21 protein-coding genes and 1 riboswitch are annotated in these 21,507 nt (G+C 61.3%); of the genes, 7 read left to right on the top strand and 14 right to left on the bottom strand.

Annotated elements, in window-relative coordinates; genetic code table 11:
- Positions 1-55: 55 nt before the first annotated feature.
- The 6 genes from AC193Q_RS01155 to cobO are packed head-to-tail and all read right to left on the bottom strand — an operon-like array spanning position 56 to position 6,049.
- Positions 56-1,507: a cobyric acid synthase gene (locus AC193Q_RS01155; protein WP_121184416.1), complete on the bottom strand. Its 1,452-nt coding sequence runs from the start codon at positions 1,505-1,507 to the stop codon at positions 56-58.
- Positions 1,504-2,496 carry a threonine-phosphate decarboxylase CobD gene (cobD, locus tag AC193Q_RS01150; protein WP_095667134.1) on the bottom strand — a complete coding sequence of 331 codons (993 nt, stop codon included), beginning with the start codon at positions 2,494-2,496 and terminating at the stop codon, positions 1,504-1,506. Before cobD ends, AC193Q_RS01155 begins: the two co-directional genes overlap by 4 nt.
- Complete coding sequence (gene cbiB, locus AC193Q_RS01145; RefSeq protein WP_095667135.1) at positions 2,489-3,397, bottom strand: adenosylcobinamide-phosphate synthase CbiB; 909 nt, start codon at positions 3,395-3,397, stop codon at positions 2,489-2,491. The genes cobD and cbiB overlap by 8 nt, the downstream gene beginning before the upstream one ends.
- Positions 3,394-4,044: a 5,6-dimethylbenzimidazole synthase gene (gene bluB, locus AC193Q_RS01140; RefSeq protein ID WP_047292875.1), complete on the bottom strand. Its 651-nt coding sequence runs from the start codon at positions 4,042-4,044 to the stop codon at positions 3,394-3,396. Before bluB ends, cbiB begins: the two co-directional genes overlap by 4 nt.
- Positions 4,041-5,441: a cobyrinic acid a,c-diamide synthase CobB gene (locus tag AC193Q_RS01135; protein WP_121184414.1), complete on the bottom strand. Its 1,401-nt coding sequence runs from the start codon at positions 5,439-5,441 to the stop codon at positions 4,041-4,043. Before AC193Q_RS01135 ends, bluB begins: the two co-directional genes overlap by 4 nt.
- A complete protein-coding gene (gene cobO / locus AC193Q_RS01130) occupies positions 5,438-6,049 on the bottom strand; it encodes a cob(I)yrinic acid a,c-diamide adenosyltransferase (RefSeq protein WP_041074346.1) in 612 nt (203 codons plus the stop codon). The genes AC193Q_RS01135 and cobO overlap by 4 nt, the downstream gene beginning before the upstream one ends.
- Positions 6,050-6,130: 81 nt before the next feature.
- A riboswitch (cobalamin riboswitch) is annotated at positions 6,131-6,361 on the bottom strand.
- Positions 6,362-6,525: 164 nt separating this feature from the next.
- On the opposite strand from cobO, the gene AC193Q_RS01125 reads away from it, so the two are divergent.
- Together AC193Q_RS01125 and AC193Q_RS01120 are read left to right on the top strand one after the other, a co-directional pair.
- The gene (locus AC193Q_RS01125) at positions 6,526-7,110 is read left to right on the top strand and encodes a hypothetical protein (protein ID WP_041074348.1); all 585 of its coding nucleotides are present in this window, start codon (positions 6,526-6,528) and stop codon (positions 7,108-7,110) included.
- A gap of 65 nt (positions 7,111-7,175) precedes the next feature.
- The gene (locus AC193Q_RS01120; RefSeq protein ID WP_047292871.1) at positions 7,176-8,489 is read left to right on the top strand and encodes a PQQ-dependent sugar dehydrogenase; all 1,314 of its coding nucleotides are present in this window, start codon (positions 7,176-7,178) and stop codon (positions 8,487-8,489) included.
- Between the two features lie 133 nt (positions 8,490-8,622).
- Here the strand turns inward: AC193Q_RS01120 and AC193Q_RS01115 are convergent, their stop codons facing one another.
- The 5 genes from AC193Q_RS01115 to AC193Q_RS01095 form a co-directional block, all read right to left on the bottom strand.
- The gene (locus tag AC193Q_RS01115) at positions 8,623-9,159 is read right to left on the bottom strand and encodes a C40 family peptidase (RefSeq protein WP_034156233.1); all 537 of its coding nucleotides are present in this window, start codon (positions 9,157-9,159) and stop codon (positions 8,623-8,625) included.
- A gap of 219 nt (positions 9,160-9,378) precedes the next feature.
- On the bottom strand, positions 9,379-9,996 hold the full coding sequence (locus tag AC193Q_RS01110; RefSeq protein WP_121184412.1) for an NlpC/P60 family protein: 618 nt from the start codon (positions 9,994-9,996) through the stop codon (positions 9,379-9,381).
- A gap of 226 nt (positions 9,997-10,222) precedes the next feature.
- Positions 10,223-10,927, bottom strand: coding sequence for a DnaA regulatory inactivator Hda (gene hda / locus AC193Q_RS01105; protein WP_025111852.1), 705 nt, complete (start codon positions 10,925-10,927; stop codon positions 10,223-10,225).
- Positions 10,928-11,146: 219 nt separating this feature from the next.
- Positions 11,147-12,220 (bottom strand): AI-2E family transporter, encoded by a 1,074-nt coding sequence (locus AC193Q_RS01100; protein WP_121184409.1) that lies wholly within the window; start codon positions 12,218-12,220, stop codon positions 11,147-11,149.
- Positions 12,221-12,251: 31 nt separating this feature from the next.
- A complete protein-coding gene (locus tag AC193Q_RS01095) occupies positions 12,252-13,322 on the bottom strand; it encodes a DUF2066 domain-containing protein (protein ID WP_121184407.1) in 1,071 nt (356 codons plus the stop codon).
- Between the two features lie 374 nt (positions 13,323-13,696).
- Between AC193Q_RS01095 and purM the strand changes: the two genes are divergently transcribed.
- The 3 genes from purM to AC193Q_RS01080 are packed head-to-tail and all read left to right on the top strand — an operon-like array spanning position 13,697 to position 16,127.
- The gene (gene purM / locus AC193Q_RS01090; protein ID WP_047292867.1) at positions 13,697-14,755 is read left to right on the top strand and encodes a phosphoribosylformylglycinamidine cyclo-ligase; all 1,059 of its coding nucleotides are present in this window, start codon (positions 13,697-13,699) and stop codon (positions 14,753-14,755) included.
- On the top strand, positions 14,755-15,405 hold the full coding sequence (gene purN, locus AC193Q_RS01085) for a phosphoribosylglycinamide formyltransferase (RefSeq protein ID WP_108182081.1): 651 nt from the start codon (positions 14,755-14,757) through the stop codon (positions 15,403-15,405). Before purM ends, purN begins: the two co-directional genes overlap by 1 nt.
- An 8-nt stretch (positions 15,406-15,413) precedes the next feature.
- Positions 15,414-16,127 carry a DUF3108 domain-containing protein gene (locus tag AC193Q_RS01080; RefSeq protein WP_041074363.1) on the top strand — a complete coding sequence of 238 codons (714 nt, stop codon included), beginning with the start codon at positions 15,414-15,416 and terminating at the stop codon, positions 16,125-16,127.
- A 194-nt stretch (positions 16,128-16,321) separates the two neighbouring features.
- On the opposite strand, the gene AC193Q_RS01075 is transcribed toward AC193Q_RS01080, so the two are convergent.
- Together AC193Q_RS01075 and AC193Q_RS01070 are read right to left on the bottom strand one after the other, a co-directional pair.
- Positions 16,322-17,947, bottom strand: coding sequence for a methyl-accepting chemotaxis protein (locus AC193Q_RS01075; protein WP_047292863.1), 1,626 nt, complete (start codon positions 17,945-17,947; stop codon positions 16,322-16,324).
- A gap of 138 nt (positions 17,948-18,085) precedes the next feature.
- Positions 18,086-19,132: an amidohydrolase family protein gene (locus AC193Q_RS01070; protein ID WP_483879064.1), complete on the bottom strand. Its 1,047-nt coding sequence runs from the start codon at positions 19,130-19,132 to the stop codon at positions 18,086-18,088.
- Between the two features lie 129 nt (positions 19,133-19,261).
- On the opposite strand from AC193Q_RS01070, the gene AC193Q_RS01065 reads away from it, so the two are divergent.
- Together AC193Q_RS01065 and AC193Q_RS01060 are read left to right on the top strand one after the other, a co-directional pair.
- Complete coding sequence (locus AC193Q_RS01065) at positions 19,262-19,678, top strand: OsmC family protein (protein ID WP_027614046.1); 417 nt, start codon at positions 19,262-19,264, stop codon at positions 19,676-19,678.
- 61 nt (positions 19,679-19,739) lie between these two features.
- Positions 19,740-20,603 carry a pirin family protein gene (locus tag AC193Q_RS01060; RefSeq protein ID WP_121184403.1) on the top strand — a complete coding sequence of 288 codons (864 nt, stop codon included), beginning with the start codon at positions 19,740-19,742 and terminating at the stop codon, positions 20,601-20,603.
- Between the two features lie 157 nt (positions 20,604-20,760).
- Here the strand turns inward: AC193Q_RS01060 and AC193Q_RS01055 are convergent, their stop codons facing one another.
- Positions 20,761-21,489 (bottom strand): dienelactone hydrolase family protein, encoded by a 729-nt coding sequence (locus AC193Q_RS01055; RefSeq protein WP_095667144.1) that lies wholly within the window; start codon positions 21,487-21,489, stop codon positions 20,761-20,763.
- Positions 21,490-21,507: the final 18 nt, after the last annotated feature.

The following is a 21,507-nucleotide window of genomic DNA, read 5'->3' as shown; positions in this document are numbered from 1 at the left end:
CACCTCACTCCCCTGTGGGAGCTGGCTTGCCAGCGATGGGGCCTGGGCAGGCCACTCAAATCCCGCAGAGCTCACGCAACAAATCGGTATCCAGATGCTGCTCCACCAGATCCGCCAACCGCTCGATATCGCGCTCGCGCAAGCCGTGGTAATCCACCGTCTGCACATCACTCAACCCGGCCCAGCGCAGCAACGCGGCACTGGCTTGCGGTGATTCGAACAAGCCATGCAGGTAGGTGCCGAACACCTGCCCGTCCAGACTCTGCGCGCCATCGCAACGACCGTCATCCAGATGCACCGCCGCGTTCTCCAGCGCCGGGCCTACCGTTACCCCGGCATGAATTTCATAGCCACTGACCTCGGCGTTTTCCAGCGCCAGATGCCCACGGACATTGCGCAATTGCTTCTCGGCTTCCAGCGTGGTTTCGAACGCCAGCAAACCGAGGCCGGCACTGAATCCCGGCGCGCCTTCCAGGCCCAGCGGATCGTGCACCTGCTCACCGAGCATTTGCAGACCGCCGCAGATCCCCAGCAACTTGCCGCCATAGCGCAAGTGCCGATTGATCGCCGCGTCCCAGCCATTGGCACGCAGATACGCGAGGTCGCTGCGCACGCTTTTCGAGCCGGGCAGGATGATCAGGTCGGCGGCAGGGATCGCCTGCCCCGGGCCGATGAATTGCAGATCAACCTGCGGATGCAAACGCAGCGGATCGAAGTCGGTGTGATTGCTGATACGCGGCAGCACCGGCACCACCACTTTCAGCACTTGCTCGGCCTTGTCGGTCTGGCGCTGGTCGATGCCGTCCTCTGCCTCCAGATGCAGGTCCATCACGTACGGCAGCACACCGACCATCGGTTTGCCGGTGCGTTGTTCCAGCCAGTCGAGGCCCGGTTGCAGCAAGGCGATGTCACCGCGAAAGCGGTTGATGATGAAGCCCTTGACCCGCGCCTGCTCGCTCGGCGACAGCAACTCCAGCGTGCCGACCAGGTGCGCAAACACCCCGCCGCGATTGATGTCGGCGATCAGCAGCACCGGGCAATCCACCGCTTCGGCAAAGCCCATGTTGGCGATGTCCCCGGCACGCAGATTGATCTCGGCCGGCGAACCAGCGCCTTCAACCATCACCAGCGGATACGCCGCGCTGAGCCGCTCGTGCGACGCGAGCACCGCTTGCATGGCGATGGCTTTGTAGTCGTGATACGCCACCGCGTTCATGCTGGTGACCGCGCGGCCATGGATGATTACCTGCGCGCCGGTGTCGCTGTTGGGCTTGAGCAACACCGGGTTCATGTCGGTGTGCGGTTCGAGATGCGCGGCTTGCGCCTGCACCGCTTGCGCCCGGCCAATCTCGCCGCCGTCGGCGGTCACCGCACTGTTGAGCGCCATGTTCTGCGGTTTGAACGGCACCACCGCCACGCCCTGACGGGTGGCCCAGCGGCACAGCGCCGTCACCAGTGTGCTTTTACCGGCGTCGGAGGTGGTGCCTTGCACCATCAGGGTGGTCATTTCGATTCCTTGGCAAAGGCTTGCAGCGCTTGTTCGAGGCGCGCTTCTTCAGCGGCGTTGGCGGGCAGGCCAAAACGCAAACTGCTGTTGTGGGTGAAGATGCGCAGAAGGATCCCGCGTCGCGCCATGAATTCGTGTAGCGCTTGCGCGTGCTCGGTGATCAGCCACTGAAACAACGCACAACCCCCATGGGGTTTGAAGCCATAACGCTCCAGCAGCAGCGCCAGACGTTCACTGGCCTCATCGCTGCGAATACGTTGCCGAGTGTGCGCTTCGGTGTCCTGCAAACAGGCCTGACCGAGCACCCGTGTCGGCCCGCTCACCGCCCACGGCCCGACCTGTTCCGCGAGCAACCTGAGCAACTTGCGCTCGGCCAGCACAAACCCCAGACGCACCCCGGCCAGACCGAAAAACTTGCCGAACGAGCGCAACACGATCAGGCCAACTTGATGGGTGTGCGAGGCCAGGCTCAGCTGCGGCGTGTTATCCATGAACGCTTCATCGACCACCAGCCAGCCGCCGCGCTGGGCCAGCCGCGCATGCCAGTCGAGCAGCCGCGCCGGGGTCAGGCTCAGGCCAGTGGGATTGTTCGGATTGACCACCACCAGCACGTCGAGGCTGTCGAGAAAGAATTCCACTTCCTGCTCCAGCACTTCGCGCACGATGTAACCACTGCGACGCCAGGCTTCGGCGTGCTCGGCATAACACGGCGACAACACACCGACCTTGCCGGCACGGCGCAAACGCGGCAGCAGCTGGATCGCCATTTGCGAACCGGCCACCGGCAGCACCTGCGAAGCACCGTAGTAATCACACGCGGCCTGCTCCAGGCCGTCGTCGGCTTCCGGCAAGCGTGCCCAGGCGCGCAACGGAATCTGCGGCACCGCAAACGGCCACGGCGCAAGCCCGCTGGACAGGTCGAGCCAGTCGGCCTCGGCAATCCCGTAATCGAGTGCAGCCTTGCGCAGCCGGCCACCGTGCTCAAGCATAGAATTCAGCCCCCACGCAGAGAATCAGCAGCCATAACCATACCCCGCGCTGGACCAATTGCCAGCCGCGATCAATCGAATCGGCATCCGCCGGCGCACCTTCGCCCAGTTGCGGACGCTCATGCAGTTCACCGTGATAGATCGCCGGGCCGCCCAGTTCGACGCCTAACGCACCGGCGCCAGCCGCCATCACCGGACCGGCGTTGGGGCTGTCCCATTGCGGGCCCTGGCTGCGCCAGCATTTCCAGGCGAGCCGGGTGTTGCCCAGCAGCGCGTAGGTCAGTGCCACCAGTCGGGCCGGAATGTAGTTGAGCACGTCGTCGATTTTTGCCGCGCACCAGCCGAAGCGCTCGAAGCGTTCGTTGCGATAGCCCCACATTGCGTCGAGCGTATTGCTCAGGCGATAGAGCACCACGCCCGGCGCACCGGCCACGACAAACCAGAACAGCGCGGCGAACACCGCGTCACTGCCGTTTTCCAGCACCGATTCAGTGGCGGCGCGGGCGACGGCGGTGCTGTCCAGTTCGCTGGTCTGACGGCTGACCAGATAACCGACGCGTTTGCGTGCTTCTTCCAGATCATCGCTGCGCAGGGCTTTGGCCACGGGCTCGACGTGTTCACCAAGACTGCGCATGCCGAGGGCACAATACAGCGCCAGAATCTCGACGATCCAGCCCACGTACGGTGCCCAGGAAAACGCGGTGGCGAGCAAGGTCAGCGGCAGCACCGCGATCACCCACGCGGTGACCCCGTGACTGCGCCAGCCACGTCCGCCCGCATTGAAACGGCGCTCGATGCGCCCGGCAAAATTGCCGAACGCCACCAGCGGATGCCAGCGTTTCGGTTCACCCAGCAGCGCATCCAGCGCGACTGCGGCGACACTCAACAACGCCACACTCATTGACTCACTCCCCAATAATTTTCGTACAGCAACTCATTGAGCGGCCGCGCCTGCGCCCACCCTTCGAGTACCAGCATCGGCGCCGGATAGAATGCCTTGACCGGCCCCAGGCACAACACTGCCAATGGCTTGGCCCCGGCCGGCAACTGCAGCAGATCGGCCAGCGCCTGCGGTTCGAACAGCGACACCCAGCCCATGCCCAGCCCCTCGGCACGGGACGCCAGCCACAGATTCTGAATCGCGCAGGACAGCGAGGCCATGTCCATTTCCGGCAGCGTACGACGGCCGAAAATGTGTTTTTCACGATCGTCCATCAGCGCCGCGACCAGCACTTCGGCGCAGTCGTTGATGCCTTCGACCTTGAGCTTCATGAACTCGTCACTGCGCTCGCCGAGGGCTTCGGCGGTACGCACGCGTTCTTCTTCGACGAGGTTCTGGATCTGCCCACGCAAGGCGCGATCGCTGATGCGGATAAAGCGCCACGGCTGCATCAGACCGACGCTGGGCGCCTGATGCGCGGCTTCCAGCAGACGGCGCAGCAGCTCCGGCTCGACCGTGCCGCCGGTGAAGTGGCGCATGTCGCGGCGCTCGGCGATGGCTCGGTAGACGGCTGCGCGTTCGGCCTCGGAATAGGCGTTGTCGATCATGGCCCCATCGCTGGCAAGCCAGCTCCCACAGGGGATCGCGTTTCTTCAGGCATGACACCGGCCACTGTGGGAGCTGGCTTGCCAGCGATGGCGGCCTTGAGATCTGGCGCAAACAATGCGGCAATCGCCGCCGGATTCGACGGAAAGTAAAAATGCACGTACGACGCCGTCATCCGCCCCTCCCGATAAACCGCCTCCGCCCCGCGCCCGCCATTCGGGCTGACTCCCCGGGCAATCGGCGTCAGTTCGGTGCTGGTCAGGGAATGGTGATAGGTGTGGCCGCGCAACGAACCTTCTGGCAAATCCACCGCTTGCAGTGCCAGTGCCGCCAGACGTTTTTGCATCACCGCCTCACCGCGCAGCAGCCCGACCAGTTCGGCGCGGGTGCCTTCGACATCGGTCAACGCGTCGAGCAGATAGAGCATGCCGCCGCACTCGGCAAGCAGCGGTTTGCCGGCAGCGTGGTGCGCGCGAATCGCATCCAGCATCGCGGTGTTTTGCCCCAGCGCCACATGGTGCAATTCCGGGTAACCACCGGGCAGATACAGACTGTCGGCCTCGGGCAATTGCGTATCGCGGATCGGCGAGAAGAAGCTCAACTCAGCGCCCATCGCCCGCAGCAGATCGAGGCTGGCACCGTAGGTGAAGGCAAAGGCTTCGTCACGAGCGACGGCAATTCGCACGCCTTCGAGCAGCGGCTCAGCAGGGATCACTTCAGGCGCGGCGAATTCCACGGCGGGTGGCAGCGCTACCTCGCAAGTGCCGGCCAAGGCTTCGGCGGCGGCGTCGAGGCGCACATCGAGATCATTGAGTTCGCTGGCCTGCACCAGGCCGAGATGGCGGCTTGGCAGTTCGATCCCGGTTTCCCGGGACAATGCGCCGTACCAGCGCAGGCCTTCGGTGAGGCTGCCTTCCAGCAACTGCGCATGGCGCACCGTGCCGACGCGGTTGGCCAGCACGCCGGCAAACGGCAAGTCCGGCTGATAGCGCGCCAGGCCCAGGGCCAATGCGCCGAACGTCTGGGCCATGGCCGTGCCGTCGATGACGCCGAGCACCGGCACGCCGAAATGCCGTGCCAGATCGGCGCTCGATGGCGTACCGTCAAACAGGCCCATCACGCCTTCAATCAGGATCAGATCGGCTTCGGCGGCGGCTTCCCACAACAGGCGGCGGCTTTCCTGCTCGCCAACCATCCACATGTCCAGTTGATACACCGGCGCACCGCTGGCGCGTTCGAGAATCATCGGGTCGAGGAAGTCCGGGCCGCACTTGAACACGCGCACCTTGCGCCCCTGATTGCGATGCAAGCGAGCGAGCGCGGCGGTGACGGTGGTCTTGCCCTGACCGGAGGCCGGCGCGGCGATCAGTACCGCCGGGCAGTGACGTGGTTGATTCAAAGTTCGACGCCTTTCTGCGCTTTGATGCCGGCCTGGAAGGCGTGCTTGAGCATGCCCATTTCGGTGACGGTATCGCCCATTTCGATCATTTCCGGCTTGGCCGCGCGACCGGTGACGATCACGTGCTGCATCGGCGGACGCGCCTGCAGGTCGCTGAGCACTCGATCCAGATCGAGGTAGCCGTGTTTCAGGGCGATGTTCAGTTCATCCAGCACCACCAGGCCGATCGACGGATCACGCAGCAGCTCGCGAGACACTGCCCACGCAGCTTCAGCGGCGGCGATGTCACGCTGGCGATCCTGGGTTTCCCAGGTGAAACCCTCGCCCATCACGTGAAAACGCACTTGCTCGGGGAAGCGGCGGAAGAACAACTCTTCACCGGTGCTGTTGCGGCCCTTGATGAATTGCACCACGCCACACTGCATGCCGTGGCCCATGGCACGGGCAAGCATGCCGAACGCCGAGCTGCTTTTGCCTTTGCCATTGCCGGTCAACACCAGCACCAGGCCGCACTCGTCAGGGGAATTGGCGATGCGTTCGTCGATCACGGCTTTTTTGCGCTGCATACGCGCCAGATGGCGTTCGTCGCGCTCGGGGGAATCGGTCATGGGGGAGCTCTCCGTTGAGGCTGGATAACGGCGGGCAGGCACAAGAACAGACGGCAAAAAGCCTGGCATCGCCCACCGTGATGCCGCTGGATGGATCAGGCCGGTCTCCGGGCTCATGAGCGGCGAATCGCCTGACTGCGCGCCTTCCCGCGTCGGTCGACACAGTGGCTCAATGCGCAGTTTTCACTCATTTACCGTTGCGGGGGCAGCGCCGGGATCGTGATCGTGCTTCACCTGAAGACAACCCTCACCGGCTTCCCTGTTTCACTCTGTCGACACGCGTCACAGAGCACCTGAAACAAGCCGCGAAGGTTAGAGGGTTGGGGGTGGAGCGTCAATTAAAGAGGGGGCCGTCGGGCGAATAACTGTCGCCGATCAATTATCTGACGCCAATCTTGTGCCACACTGAGACAAGTGATATCAAAGAGCCATGCTTTTGATTGAAAAAGCACACCACAACAATAAGGATGATGACGATGCAAGGCATGATCATCAGCAACCCGCGCCTGGAATTCCTGCGCCCGGTGCTTGAACGCTGGTTTGACTGTATTGACCGTTACAACGCGGTACGCGGTGACAACGACACGCCCTATTGGCATGACGAGAAAGCCAATCTCGGCTTGCTTTCCGCTGCGGCCTGGATGGCCGAGCTGGTGACCCTCTGCGATACCACCACCCGCAAACAGAACGAGGACGGCGAGCGCAATGCCCGCGCCGACCTGTTCATCGCCGGGGCCGAAGACCGCGCCTACCTCCAGGCTACCCAGCGCTGGCCGCGGGTCAACAACCTCAATCTGACCCAGGCCCTGCTGGACATCACCAGCGATGCCAAACGCATCAGCTTCGCCAGCGACCTCAAGCTCGGCTGCCTGTTCGTCGCCCCGCAGAAGGCCCAGCACAGCGCCAGCCCCGAAGAACTGCAGGACATGGTCGACGACCTGCAAAAGGAGCATTGCTGCGCCGTGGCCTGGTATTTCCCCTACGCCTACCGCAAGTTGCGCAGCGAAGCGGGCAATTATCACCCGGGCATCGCCGTGCTGTTCAAAGAGGCTCGCGGATAGCGGTTGAACCATCGGGTGCGCAGGGTTCTCTATGATTAAGCATGCATTCATAGGGAAGATCAGCAATGCGCAAAACCCGACTCGCTCTCGTCATCGCTCTCGCCGGAGGGCTCGCCGCCTGCGGTGAATCCTCCAGCCTGCAAGTTTCCGACGGCACTGGACCGTCACCGAAACTGCCTGAACCGAACAAAACCCTGATCCCGACGGTGAACATCGCCCCAGCGGTCGGCTGGCCTGCAGGTGGCAAACCGACCGCCGCAGCCGGTACGCAAGTGGCTGCATTTGCCGAAGGCCTCGATCACCCACGCTGGCTCTACGTGCTGCCCAACGGTGACGTATTGGTGGCGGAAACCAACGCGCCACCCAAACCGGATGACAGCAGCGGTATTCGCGGCTGGGTGATGAAGAAAGTCATGGGCAAAGCCGGTGCCGGCGTGCCAAGCCCGAACCGCATCACCCTGCTGCGCGACGCCGATCACGACGGCGTGGCCGAGACCCGCACGGTGTTTCTGCAGAACCTCAACTCGCCGTTCGGCATGACCCTGGTCGGCAACGATTTGTACGTCGCTGACACTGATCGCCTGCTGCGCTTCCACTACGAACCCGGTGCGACGGAGATCAACACACAGCCGATCAAGGTTACCGACCTGCCGGGCGGTACGCTGAACCATCACTGGACCAAGAACGTCATCGCCAGCAAGGACGGTAGCAAGCTGTATGTCACCGTCGGCTCGAACAGCAATGTCGGCGAGAATGGTCTGGATAAAGAGGAAGGTCGCGCCGCGATCTGGGAAGTGGATCGCGCCACGGGCAATCACCGGATCTTCGCCTCGGGCATTCGTAACCCCAACGGCCTGGCGTGGGAGCCCACCACAGGCGCGCTGTGGACAGCGGTCAACGAACGTGACGAAATCGGCAGCGACCTGGTGCCGGACTACATCACCTCGGTCAAGGACGGTGGCTTCTATGGCTGGCCTTTCAGCTATTACGGTCAGCACGTGGATGTGCGGGTGAAGCCGCAGAATCTGGATCTGGTGGCCAAGGCCATCGCTCCGGATTATGCCGTCGGCCCGCACACCGCCTCGCTGGGCCTGACCTTCGCCGAGGGCAACAACTTGCCCGCGCAGTTCAAGGAAGGCGCGTTTATCGGCCAGCACGGGTCGTGGAACCGCAAACCGCACAGTGGCTATAAGGTGATTTTTGTACCATTCACCGCCGGCAAGCCGAACGGAGCACCGGTGGATGTGCTGACCGGCTTCCTCGACAAGGACGAGAACGCATTGGGCCGCCCGGTTGGCGTGGTGATTGACCAGCAAGGTGGTTTGCTGGTGGCCGATGATGTGGGGAACAAGGTGTGGCGAGTGTCGTCCGCCAAGTAACGTGGGCCCGCCACAAAACAACTGTGGGAGCGAGCCTGCTCGCGAATGCGGAGTGTCAGCCTACATTGAGTTGACTGATACACCGCTTTCGCGAGCAGGCTCGCTCCCACATTAGGATTGCTGCGATTTTTTACTAGGGGTTATGCGCCAGATGCTCCGGCTGCAACACCCGCTTGGCACTCAAATACGCCTTCTGCCAATACGCCTTCGACAGGCTGTCCAGCTTCACTGTGCCGCCGGTGGCTGGCGCATGCACGAAGCGACCTTCCCCCACGTAGATCCCCGCATGGCTGACCTGAGAGCCGCCGTTGGTGGCGAAGAAGATCAGGTCGCCGGTCTGCAACCCTTCCTTGCCCACATTCGGCGCCTGCATCACGATCATCTCGCGGGTGGAGCGCGGCAGGGAGATGCCGGCGGCATCGCGGTAGACGAAACCGATCAGACCGCTGCAATCAAACCCGGAGTCTGGCGTGTTGCCGCCCCAGCGATAGGGCGTGCCAACCAGGCCCAGCGCGCGAAACAGCACGTCCTCAGCAGCGGGCGAAAAAGCTTGGGAGGGCCCGAACACCACCGGAGCGCGTACCACGGGCGCAGGCGGCGGGGTGCGGCTGGCGCAGGCGCTGAGCAGCGCTGCGAAGAAAATCAATGTGAGGCGGGCCGACATCGTCATAAGCAGAACATCCTGATCTGGCTGCGGCTTTCTCTGCCGAATGGACAGAAACAAAACCGCCTGCGGAGCACGCAGGCGGTTTGCCATCAATATAGATACAGGATTCTAGCGGCTACACGGCAAACTTCAAGTAAGACTTTAACTTCACCTTGTAAAGTCTAGGTCTACTCCCTTGCCGGGATCCGTTTTTGTCGCCACGGACGTGGCGACAACGGGGAATTACTTGCGAGCGGTGACCACGGTCGGTGCCATCGCGAGGGCGCGCTTGGCTTCGATGAAGGTCTTGCTCCAGTAGCTGTCACCCAGGCTGTCGATGCGGACACCGCCGCTGCGACGGCTGCTGGAGTGAATGAACTGATTGTCACCCAGGTAGATCCCGGCGTGGCTTACACGACCGCGACGACCATTGGTGGCGAAGAACAGCAGATCGCCCGGCTCAAGATTACCGCGCGAGACCAGAGGCGCATCCACGTTGATCATTTCGCGGGTGGAGCGCGGCAGATTCATGCCGGCTTCTTCGCGGAACAGATAACCGATGAAACCGCTGCAGTCAAAACCGGCTTCAGAGGTACCGCCGAAACGGTAACGGGTACCGATCAGGGACATGCCGCGTTCGAGGATGCTGTCGGCCAGAACCGGAAGCTCGTAGGGCTTCTTGCCGTTGAAATCGGCGAGTTCTTTTTCGGTGGCCAGCTCTTCCTGATAAATAACGGAAGACTGGGCAGTGGCAGAATTTCTAACCTGTTGAGGCTGCTCTTGAACTGGAGAATGAGCAGCGCAACCGAACAACAGGGTGACGAGTGCGAGAGGCACGAGGGGTGCGAAGCGATTTAGCATGGGCACGACCGTGGCTGAAGTTGTAAAGAAGCCGAGACTATGCCCGCTATCGGCCTCATTTGCAAATTCAATCGATCTTTTTGTGACTTCCCGGTTTCTCGTTTACATCTAAGCGCTTAAGCCCATTTGACTCGATACGCAGTCTGCACCCCGTGCGGAAAAGCGGATTTTCTGGCGCCTGAAATATGTCGAAACCGCCTGAAACCTGCGGATTTCAAGGGCTGCACTACCAGCCGAGGGTTTCCTTCAGGAACGGAATGGTCAGCTTGCGTTGCGCCTGCAACGAAGCCTGATCCAGCTGTTCGAGCAGGTCGAACAATGCACTCATGCTGCGGGTGCCACGGGTCAGAATAAAGTGTCCGACTTCATCGGTCAGGTGCAGGCCGCGTCGCGAAGCACGCAATTGCAGGGCACGCAATTTGTCTTCATCGGAAAGCGGGCGCATCTGGAAAATCAGCGCCAGCGTCAGACGCGATTTGAGGTCTGCCAGTTTCACCGGCAGCTCGCGAGGCGAGGTTGAAGCGGCAATCAGCAAGCGTCGACCACTGTCGCGCAGACGGTTAAACAGATGAAACATCGCCTCTTCCCAGTCCGGCTTGCCGGCAATCACCTGCAAGTCATCGAGACAGACCAGTTCATACTGTTCAAGGTTGTCGAGAATTTCGATGCCGCGATCCATCAATTCGGCCAGCGGCAGGTACACCGCCGGCTCACCCATCTGCTCAAAACGCAGGCAAGCCGCCTGCAACAGATGCGTACGCCCTACCCCATGCTTGCCCCACAGGTAGATCAGGCTTTCGGTCCAGCCGGCGTCGGCTTCGCATAGGCGCTCGACATAGCCGAGTGCAGCGGCATTGGCGCCTGGGTAGTAGTTGATGAAGGTGGCGTCGTCACGCAGACGCACACCTAGGGGCAGCTGAATCGGTTTCATGCTGACTGAACAGTTCTCAAGGAACCGTTAGTGGCCTCTGTGTAAAGTTTGCGAAGTTTATACCCGTGAAGCTGAGCGCACAATGCGACAGACCTCAAGCAAAATCAAAGGTTTGCGTTAACACGCTGGTTTTATGACAGTTTCTCTGACGCGCTAGCGAACCAATCCTCCGCAAAACACGGGCCAACCCGGCACAATGCCGGGCCACCCGTGATCGGATTACAACTCGGGTTCATCTGCCCCGCTGTAGATATCCGAGTCCTTGTACAAATCGTGCACGTGACGCACCAGCACCATGATCACCGCCGCCACCGGTAGTGCCAGCAGCACACCGGTAAAGCCGAACAGCTCGCCGCCGGCCAGAATCGCGAAAATCACCGCCACCGGATGCAGACCGATCCGGTCCCCCACCAGCAAAGGCGTCAGCACCATGCCTTCCAGCGCTTGTCCGACCATGAACACCGCCACAATCCCGATCATCGGATACAGATCACCACCGAACTGGAACAAGCCGGCAATCAGCGCCGCGCCAATCCCGATCACGAAGCCCATGTACGGCACGATGGCCGCCAGACCGGCGATCAGGCCGATCAACAGCCCCAGTTCCAGCCCAACGATCATCAGACCTGCTGCGTAGATTACGCCCAGCGCCAGCATCACCAGCAACTGCCCGCGCACGAACGCGCCGAGCACCTCGTGGCACTCCCCCGCAAGCGAGACGATGGTTTCTTCACGATCACGCGGCAACAGGCTGCGGATCTTGGCCATCATCACGTCCCAGTCGCGCAGCAGATAAAAACTTACCACCGGGATCAGCACCAGATTCGCCAGCCAGCCGATCAGCGCCAGGCTCGAGGCCGTGGCCTGACTCAGCACCACACCGACGATGTCGGTGGTCTGCCCCATGTGCTCGCTGATCGCGGCCTTGACCTTGTCGAACTTCCAGAAGCCGTCCGACAGCCCCAGTTTCGACTGCGCCCAGGGCAGCGCCGTGTGCTGCAGCCAATCGAGCATCTGCGGCGCCAGTTCGTACAAGCGCAGCAACTGCTTGGCGAGCATCGGTACCAACACCAGCAACAACGTGGTGACAATCAGGGTGAACAAGGCAAACACCGCGATCACGCCCCAGGTTCGCGACAGGCCCAGCCGTTCCAGACGATCCACCAGCGGATCGAACAGGTACGCCAGCAGCAACGCCACCAGAAACGGCGTGAGGATCGGGTGCAGCAACCAGACAAACGCGCAAAGCAGGACTACCCCACCGAGCCAGAACCAACGCCGCGTATCGGCCATGTATCACTCCTGCTTCTATATAAGGAAAGACTTACCAGCGAAACCGCAACGAAGGCGCTATCGGTGCAGGCGCCGGAGCCGCAACAGGCGCCGCACCTGCGACGGCTGGCTGCGGCACTGGCACTGGCACTGGCACTGGCGTCGGAGCTTCGGCCGGCAACTCCTGCAACTTCGCCAGCGACAATTGCGCGCGCAACTGATCGGCACTGCCGTTGACCCGATACACGATGCGATCACCATCGACACTTTGCAGACGCACACCGAACGGTTCGAGTAACCGCAGCAGCGTGGCGTAATGCTCAAGATTCATACCCTGCACTTCCAGAGTCTGTTGACCCGAAGCGCCAGGCCTGGCGACAAAGCGCGGCGCCAGACGCTCCGCTACCGCCAGCATCACCGCATCGGCCACGGTAGCCTGATCGGCGCCCTGCACACTGCCGGCCTCTTTCTGATCGCCCAGCCACAGATGCCACTTGGCCTGCCACTGCCCGCCCTCTTCGTGCGCATGCACCGCCAGCAAGGCATCTGCGCCGTAACGCTCCGAAGCGCCGCGCAACGGCGCGGGATCGGTGCCGTCGAGCACCGGCGCGGTGGCCACCAGTTGCTCACTCAGATCCGCCAGCGGCAAACGCAAGGGCAAACCACGATGCTGAGCCGCCGTACGCAGTGGTGCCGCCGCTGCCTGACCGTCGCCGACCAGGCTCGAACCTTCAGTCGAATCGTTCAGCCACCAACTCAGGATCGACGGCCGGCTCGCGCCCCACAGCGACAATCCCGCACGACGCAGCGCCTGCTCAGTGGTGGCCGGGTCGAAATCGACTTTCAGCACTTCCGGTGGCCCGGCATCAAAACCGAACTGACTGATGATCTGCTGCGGGTCTTTGCGAATCGTCGCCAACCCTGGATTTTGCACAGCCTTCGGGTCGCCGGTCAGACGCAATACCAACGTATCCAGCGCCGCCTGCGTGGCGCGATCACGCTCTTCCGGCGCCTGGCTGCTGACCGGCTGACGCACTTGATAGAGACCTTTGAGGTTTTCGGCATGACTCGCCAGGCTGACCACGGACAAACAACCCACAACCAACAATTTACAAAAACGCATGGAAAATTCCCGTCGACAGGAGCGGCTGGAACAGGCCGCGTGAACCGGTTAAGCAAGGCTGTGACAATCTGCCATCGCAAAACATTCACACGGCGGCGGTAAGTTTTTGCACAGGGATAACGATAGACGGTTAATCGGTACACCTTATACAGGCAGCCACCCGGCACAATTGCAAAAAATTTCCGCTGATTATGCCCCTGCCCGTCGGCGCGAGGATGGCCGCTGCCCCTCAAGCCTGATAAAATCGCGCGCCTTCGCAGACCGGCAACAGCCGGGCACCCCGAAATTCGCGTGAGGCCATCGCCCTCTCGATTTCGATGTTCCCCCTGAACTCGGTCGTTACCCCTGAATCCCCTCCCCTAAAGGCCTGGATCATGAGCAAGCAACCCTCCCTGAGCTACAAGGACGCCGGTGTAGACATCGACGCCGGTGAAGCATTGGTCGAACGCATCAAGAGCGTCGCCAAGCGCACTGCGCGCCCGGAAGTCATGGGCGGCCTGGGCGGTTTCGGCGCCCTCTGCGAAATCCCGGCCGGCTACAAGCAGCCTGTGCTGGTTTCCGGCACCGATGGCGTTGGCACCAAGCTGCGCCTGGCGCTGAACCTGAACAAGCACGACAGCATCGGCCAGGACCTGGTCGCCATGTGCGTCAACGATCTGGTGGTGTGCGGCGCTGAACCGCTGTTCTTTCTCGACTACTACGCCACCGGCAAGCTGAACGTAGACGTGGCCGCCACCGTCGTCACCGGTATCGGTGCAGGCTGCGAACTGGCTGGTTGCTCTCTGGTTGGCGGCGAAACCGCTGAAATGCCTGGCATGTATGAAGGCGAAGACTACGACCTGGCCGGCTTCTGCGTCGGCGTCGTGGAAAAAGCCGACATCATCGACGGCTCGAAAGTCGCCACCGGCGACGCGCTGATCGCCCTGCCATCGTCCGGCCCGCACTCCAACGGCTACTCGCTGATCCGCAAGATCATCGAAGTGTCCGGCGCCGACATCGAAACCGTTCAGCTCGACGGCAAGCCGCTGACCGACCTGCTGATGGCCCCAACCCGCATCTACGTGAAGCCGCTGCTCAAGCTGATCAAGGACACCGGCGCAGTCAAGGCCATGGCCCACATCACCGGTGGCGGCCTGCTGGACAACATCCCGCGTGTTCTGCCAAAAGGCGCTCAGGCCGTGGTTGACGTGGCCAGCTGGACTCGCCCGGCGGTCTTCGACTGGCTGCAGGAGAAAGGCAACGTTGACGAAACCGAGATGCACCGCGTATTGAACTGCGGTGTTGGCATGGTCATCTGCGTGGCTCAGGAACACGTTGAAGTCGCCCTCAACACCTTGCGTGACGCTGGTGAGCAGCCTTGGGTCATCGGCCAGATCGCTGCCGCTGCCGAAGGCGCTGCTCAAGTCGAGCTGAAAAACCTCAAGGCTCACTGATGTCCCAGACCTGTGATGTCGTGGTGCTGTTGTCCGGCACCGGCAGTAACTTGCAGGCTCTGATCGACAGCACGCGGACCGGCGACAGCCCGGTCCGCATCGCCGCGGTGATTTCCAACCGCGCCGACGCCTACGGCCTGCAACGCGCCAGTGACGCGGGTATCGCCACCCGCTCGCTGGATCACAAGGCCTTCGAAGGTCGCGAGGCCTTCGATGCGGCCCTGATCGAACTGATCGACGAATTCAACCCGAAACTCGTGGTGCTGGCCGGCTTCATGCGCATTCTCAGCGCTGATTTCGTGCGTCACTACCAGGGTCGCCTGCTCAATATCCACCCGTCGCTGCTGCCCAAATACAAAGGGTTACACACTCATCAGCGGGCGCTCGAGGCCGGCGACGCGGAACACGGCTGCTCCGTGCACTTCGTCACCGAGGAACTCGATGGTGGACCACTGGTCGTACAGGCAGTAATACCGGTAGAGTTGCACGACACGCCGCAGACACTTGCGCAGCGAGTGCATGTCCAGGAACACCTGATCTACCCGATGGCTGTACGCTGGTTTGCCGAAGGCCGACTGGCACTCGGTGAGCAAGGTGCTTTACTGGATGGCCAGTTACTCGCGGCCAGCGGCCACTTGATTCGACACTAGGAGATTTTATGCGTCGCGCCCTGCTCTTCGCTTGTGCTCTGCTCGCCCTGCCCTTCGCGCAGGCGGCAGACCTTCAACCGTTCTCCGCGAGCTACACCGCCGACTGGAAACAGTTGCCCATGAGTGGCACCGCTGAACGCAGCCTGACCAAGGAAGCCAACGGCGTCTGGAAACTCAGCTTCAAGGCGTCGATGATGATCGCCAGCCTGACTGAAGAAAGCACCCTGACCCTGGACAAGGACACCCTGCTGCCGCAGTCCTACCACTTCGAACGTGGCGGTCTGGGCAAAGCGAAAAAGGCTGATCTGGACTTCGACTGGAACAGCAAGATGGTCACCGGCACCGACCGTGGCGACGCAGTGAAGATCCCGCTGAACCGTGGCATGGTCGACAAGTCGACCTATCAACTGGCGCTGCAGCACGACGTCGCCTCCGGCAAGAAGACCATGAGCTACCAGGTGGTCGATGACGGTGAAGTCGATACGTATGACTTCCGTGTACTGGGTGCCGAGAAAGTCGACACCAAGGCCGGCAAGATCGATGCAATCAAGGTCGAGCGCGTGCGCGATCCGACACAAAGCAAGCGCACCACCGTGCTGTGGTTCGCCAAGGATTGGGATTACCTGCTGGTCCGCCTGCAACAGGTTGAAACCGACGGCAAGGAGTACAACATCATGCTCCAGGACGGCACGGTCAACGGCAAAACCGTTAAGGGCAGCTGATCCGCCGCTACAACAAAAAGCCCCGCAGATGCGGGGCTTTTTTGTGCCTGCAGTTTTCGCGACGACACATATCCCCCTGTGGGAGCGAGCCTGCTCGCGAAGGCGTCAGTTCAGCCGACATGTTTGTGGTTGATACACCGCTTTCGCGAGCAGGCTCGCTCCCACAGGGTTCAGCTCGATCTTCAGCGGTCAGATCAGACCGAAAATCTGGCCACCATATTGTTCAAATCCACTGCCAGCCGCGACAACTCCTGGCTCGCCGCACTGGTCTGATTAGCCCCGGCAGAAGTCTGCGTCGCCAGATCGCGAATATTCATCAGATTGCGGTCCACCTCCCGCGCCACCGCTGCCTGCTCTTCCGAGGCACTGGCAATCACCAGGTTGCGCTCGTTGATCAAGGTGAACGCCGAGGCGATTTCCTCCAGTGCCTCACCCGCCGCCTTCGCCAGTTCCAGCGTTGAATTGGCGCGAAGGCTGCTCTGCTGCATCGAATTGACTGCCGAATCGGTACCCTGCTGGATACCGCCGATCATCTGCTCGATTTCCTGGGTCGATTGTTGGGTGCGGTGCGCCAACGCCCGCACTTCATCGGCCACCACCGCGAAGCCGCGACCGGCATCGCCGGCCCGCGCTGCCTCGATCGCAGCGTTTAGCGCGAGCAGGTTGGTCTGCTCGGCAATCGAGCGGATCACATCCAGCACCTTGCTGATGCCGTGAACCTTCTGCGCCAGATCCTCCACCTGCGTGGCATTCGACGTGACATCATCTGCCAGGGATTCGATTGACGTCACGGTCTGCCGCACCTGCTCGCGACCACGCTGGGCGATGCGATCAGACTCGCGTGACGCCTCGGACGTCGCCACCGCATTGCTCGCCACTTCCTCAACGGCAGCCGTCATCTGATTGACCGCCGTGGCGGCCTGTTCAATCTCCAGGCTCTGCTGGTGCAGCCCACGTGTGGCGTCTTCGGTGACGCAACTCAGCTCCTCCGAAGCCGAAGCCAACTGACTGGACGACTCGGAAATCTGCCGGATGGTGTCGCGCAGGTTGTGCTGCATGCTTTTCAGCGCCTGCAGCAGCCGCGCCGGTTCGTCCTTGCCGGAGATATTGATATCGCCCGTCAGATCGCCACCGGCCACCACTTCCGCCACGCCCAGCGACTGCGTCAGAGGCAGCACGATGCTGCGGGTCAGCAACAGCGCCAGACCGATGGTGATCAGTGCAGTGATGCCGATCATCACCCCGACCCAGACCCGCGAATTGATGAAGACCAGGCGCGCCGCTTCGGTGGCAAGGTTGGCGTTGTGCTTGTTCAGCTCGACCAACTCTTTCAGAGTGACCGCCATGTCGTCGGCCAACGGGCTCATCTCACCGTTGAGAATCGCCGCCGCCTCCTCCACCCGATTCTGCGCGGACAACTGCATGACTTGCGCCTGAAACTCCAGATACTGGTGCTCGGCGACCTTGAAGCGGTCGAACAACTTGCGCTCTTCGGGCAGCACGATCAACACGTCATAGCGTTGCTGGGCTTCGCTCAACACGCCGCGCAGGTCATTGAGCTTGGCGACATTCTGCGCCAGCGCCTGCGGATCCCGATTGAGCAACAGACGCATGGTCAGCGCACGCAGGCGCAGCATGTCCTGACTCATCTCGCCAACCGCCATCACACTCGGCAGCCAGTTGTTGTCGACCTCATCCGACTGGGCGCGCATGTTCGCCATTTGCAGCAAGGCGAACGCCCCCAAGGCAAACACCATCAAGGCCAACACACCAAAACCCAGGCCGGCACGCGGCGCGATATTGAGACTACGGATGCTCATTACTCTGGTTCCTTCCAAAAGCGCTGCATCAACCCTGCAGCTGGTTGCTCTAGAAGGTATCGGCCCCGCGCAAATTTGCGTAAGACCAAAAGGTGATATCAAAAGGCCTTGATACTTCGAACCCTCGGCATTAACGATTCAGCGCGGTTTACCGGACTTTGCTGCTGTTCGCGGCAATATCGCCAGGAAGTTATCCCGGGCGACTTTACGCGCCACGTCTTCGGGCAAGGCATCAAGGAACGGCGTGAAACTGCGCATTTCCCCACCGAGCTTGTTGAATCGGCCTACAACATCCGAACCCAGCATGAAGCGCTCAGGGTATTTCTCCACCAATGCCAGCCATTGCGCACGCGGCTTGCCCTGCTCATCCAGCAGATACGGCGTGAGCATGCTCCACGACAGATCGATGAACAGATTCGGGTAAGCCTCCAACATCCGGCTGACGGTGGGCAGAAGGAATTCCAGCTGCGTCTGGTGCCGATGGATCTCCGCACTGGTGCCGGCGTGCGCCCAGATGAACCGGGTGTGCGGGTGATTTCGCAGCGGTTCTTCGACTTCCTTCAGGTACAGCGGATTTTTCTCACGCTTGGAGGTGATGTTGGAATGCAGCATCACCGGCAGATCGTTTTCGGCGGCCAGGTGATATATCCGCTTCATCGCTTCATTATTGGCCCGAGGGGTATCGCCAGCGGTCAGTGCCGTCAGGTCATCATGGCGGGTGAACACTTCGCCGATGCCCTGCCACAGCCCCGGATACAGATCGAGCAGGCGCTGGATATGTGCGGCGGAGTTCTTGTCGTTAGGGTTGAAGCCCGAGAGGAATGGGTGAAAGTGCAGACGCTGCTCCGGCGTCAGTTTCTGCACGGCATCGGCAACGATCATGTCGGTGGCGCTGTACCAGTAGGCGTCGGCGTCATCACCGGCGTAATAGCGCGGACGTTTGGGTTCGTCTTCATGCCATTTCTTCGCCACGGGAATGCCGGAAATCATCACATGGTCGATGGAATTGTCCTGCATGGCCGTGAGCAATTTCGCCATGCCGGCGGTTTCCTGGAAAAAATCCACGTAGTGCAGGTGCGCATCGCTGTAAGTGTAATCACGGGCGCTGGCGCTACCGGCACATGCCAGCAGGCAGGCAAGACTCAAACGAAACAAGGACACAAGTAATCTCCGACAGGTAGGCATAGCCTAGACCCTGAGCCGAGAACAAGGGTTCATCCTGCAGGAAAGTGGAACGCGCCTCCGTAGGAATGCTCTATAACTGCAAGGTCTTTTTTGATCGCACGACTTTTTCCTACTGCCAGTGAGGTTGCCATGACTGTTACCGTCAATACCGTCTCCGCCGAAGGTTTTCGTCACACCGTACAGATCGATGACCACGAATTGTTTGCCGACGTGCCGAAGTCTGCCGGCGGCGAAGGCTCGGCACCCGAGCCACACGACTACTTCGACGCCGCGCTCGGTGCCTGCAAAGCCCTGACCCTGAAAATGTACGCGAAGAAGAAAGACATCCCGCTGACCGGCGTCGGCGTTGAGGTCAAGCGCGACAACAGCGAAGAGCAGAAAGGCAAATATGCCCTGCATGTGACGCTTACCCTCAAGGGCGTCCTTACCGATGCCCAGCGTGAAGAACTGCTGCGCGTCGCCGATCGCTGCCCGATCCACAAACTGATGACCACCACCGACGTCAGCATCGAAACCCACGCTCCACAGGGCTTCGACAGCCAGTAATCACCCTCTTGCCAGCGGCGGGTTATGCTTCTGGCATCACCCGCTCAGCCTGGAATGCACCATGGATACGCAACCACTGATCATCCGCCCGCGCGCCGAAGACGTCGAAGGCCAGCCGATCCTGCGCCCGCTGCCGTCAGCCAAATGCCGCAGCGTCGGGCCATTTGTATTTTTCGACCACATGCTCGAGACGGTTTATCCGACGGGCAAAGGCATGAACATCCGACAGCATCCGCACATTGGTCTGTCGACCCTGACCTACCTCTTCGAAGGGCAGATCCAGCACAAGGACAGCCTTGGCTCCGATCAAGTGGTCAGCGCCGGCGATGTCAGCTGGATGACCGCCGGCAGTGCGATTGCCCATGTCGAGCGCACGCCCGAGTCGTTGTGGGCGCAAAGCTTCACGATGCACGGCTTGCAGATCTGGCTGGCTTCGCCCAAGGATCATGAGCAAGGCCCTGGGCATTACAGCCATCACCCGGCCGCAACCCTGCCGGTCAGCGACAACCTTGGCGTGCAGATTCGGATGATTGCCGGGTCAGGCTTTTGCCTGGAATCACCGGTACCGGTGCTTTCTCCTACGCTGTATGCCGAAATAAAAATGCAGACCGCGACTACACTGCTGATCCCGACCGAGCACGAAGAACGCGCGGTGTATGTGCTGAGTGGCGATGCGCAGTTGAATGGCGAGCCCCTCGAACCCCACGCACTGGCGGTGTTGCCGGGCGGGGAAGCGATGAGTCTGTTTGCCGAGAGTGATGTGCACGCAGTGGTGTTTGGCGGCGCCGCACTGGACGGGCCACGGCGGATCAACTGGAATTTTGTCGCGAGCGATCCGGCGGCGATCGATGAGGCGCGACGAAAGTGGGCGGCCGGGGATTGGCCGACGGTACCGGGGGAAGTTGAGCGGATTGAATTGCCTTAGCTCTGTGCCGCCTGTTAGTCAGCCATCGCTGGCAAGCCAGCTCCCACAGGTTTAGCGCCGGACACATATCCAGCAAACGAATCGAACAATGTGGGAGCTGGCTTGCCAGCGATGAGGCCAGATCAGGCACCGACCGAGTCAATGCCTGACTGCACAATCAGCCTTTGAACACTTCTTCCAGCAAATCATGCATCGACTTGAACGCACGCTTGGCGGTCTTCGCGTCGTACATCATCTTGCCTGGCACATTGGCGTGCGGATCGGTGAATGAGTGCACCGCACCGCCGTAACTCAGCAACTGCCAATCGACCTTCGCCGCGTTCATTTCATCTTCGAACGCCGGCAATTGCTCTTTCGGCACCAACGGGTCGGAAGCACCGTGCAGCACCAGCACCGAGCCCTTGATGTTCTTGGCATCCGCCGGATTCGGCGAATCCAGCGTGCCATGGAACGACACCGCCGCCTTCACCGGTGCACCGGTCCGCGCCAGATCCAGCGCGCAGCAACCACCGAAGCAGAACCCGAACACCGCCAGTTTTGAGGTATCAACCGCCGCCTCACCCTGCTTCTGCAACTGCTCGAACGCCGCCTGCATGCGCTTGCGCAGCAGTGCGCGGTCGTTCTTCAGCGGCATCATCGCCGCGCCGGCCTCGTCAGCATTCTGCGGACGTACTGTTTGCCCGTACACGTCAGCAATCAATACCACGTAACCCTTGGCCGCGACCGACTTGGCGATCTCCTCGGCACCGGCGCTGACGCCCATCCAGTTCGGCGCCATCAACAGACCCGGGCGCGCGCCCTTGTGCTCGGCGTCGAACGCCAGACGACCTTCATAGGGCTGACCATCCAGCTGATAGACCACGGAACGAACAGTAACTTGGCTCATTTCTGACTCCTGCTTAGT

The organism is Pseudomonas sp. F2, assembly GCF_057174385.1.
This window is presented reverse-complemented; position numbering and strand designations above follow the sequence as displayed.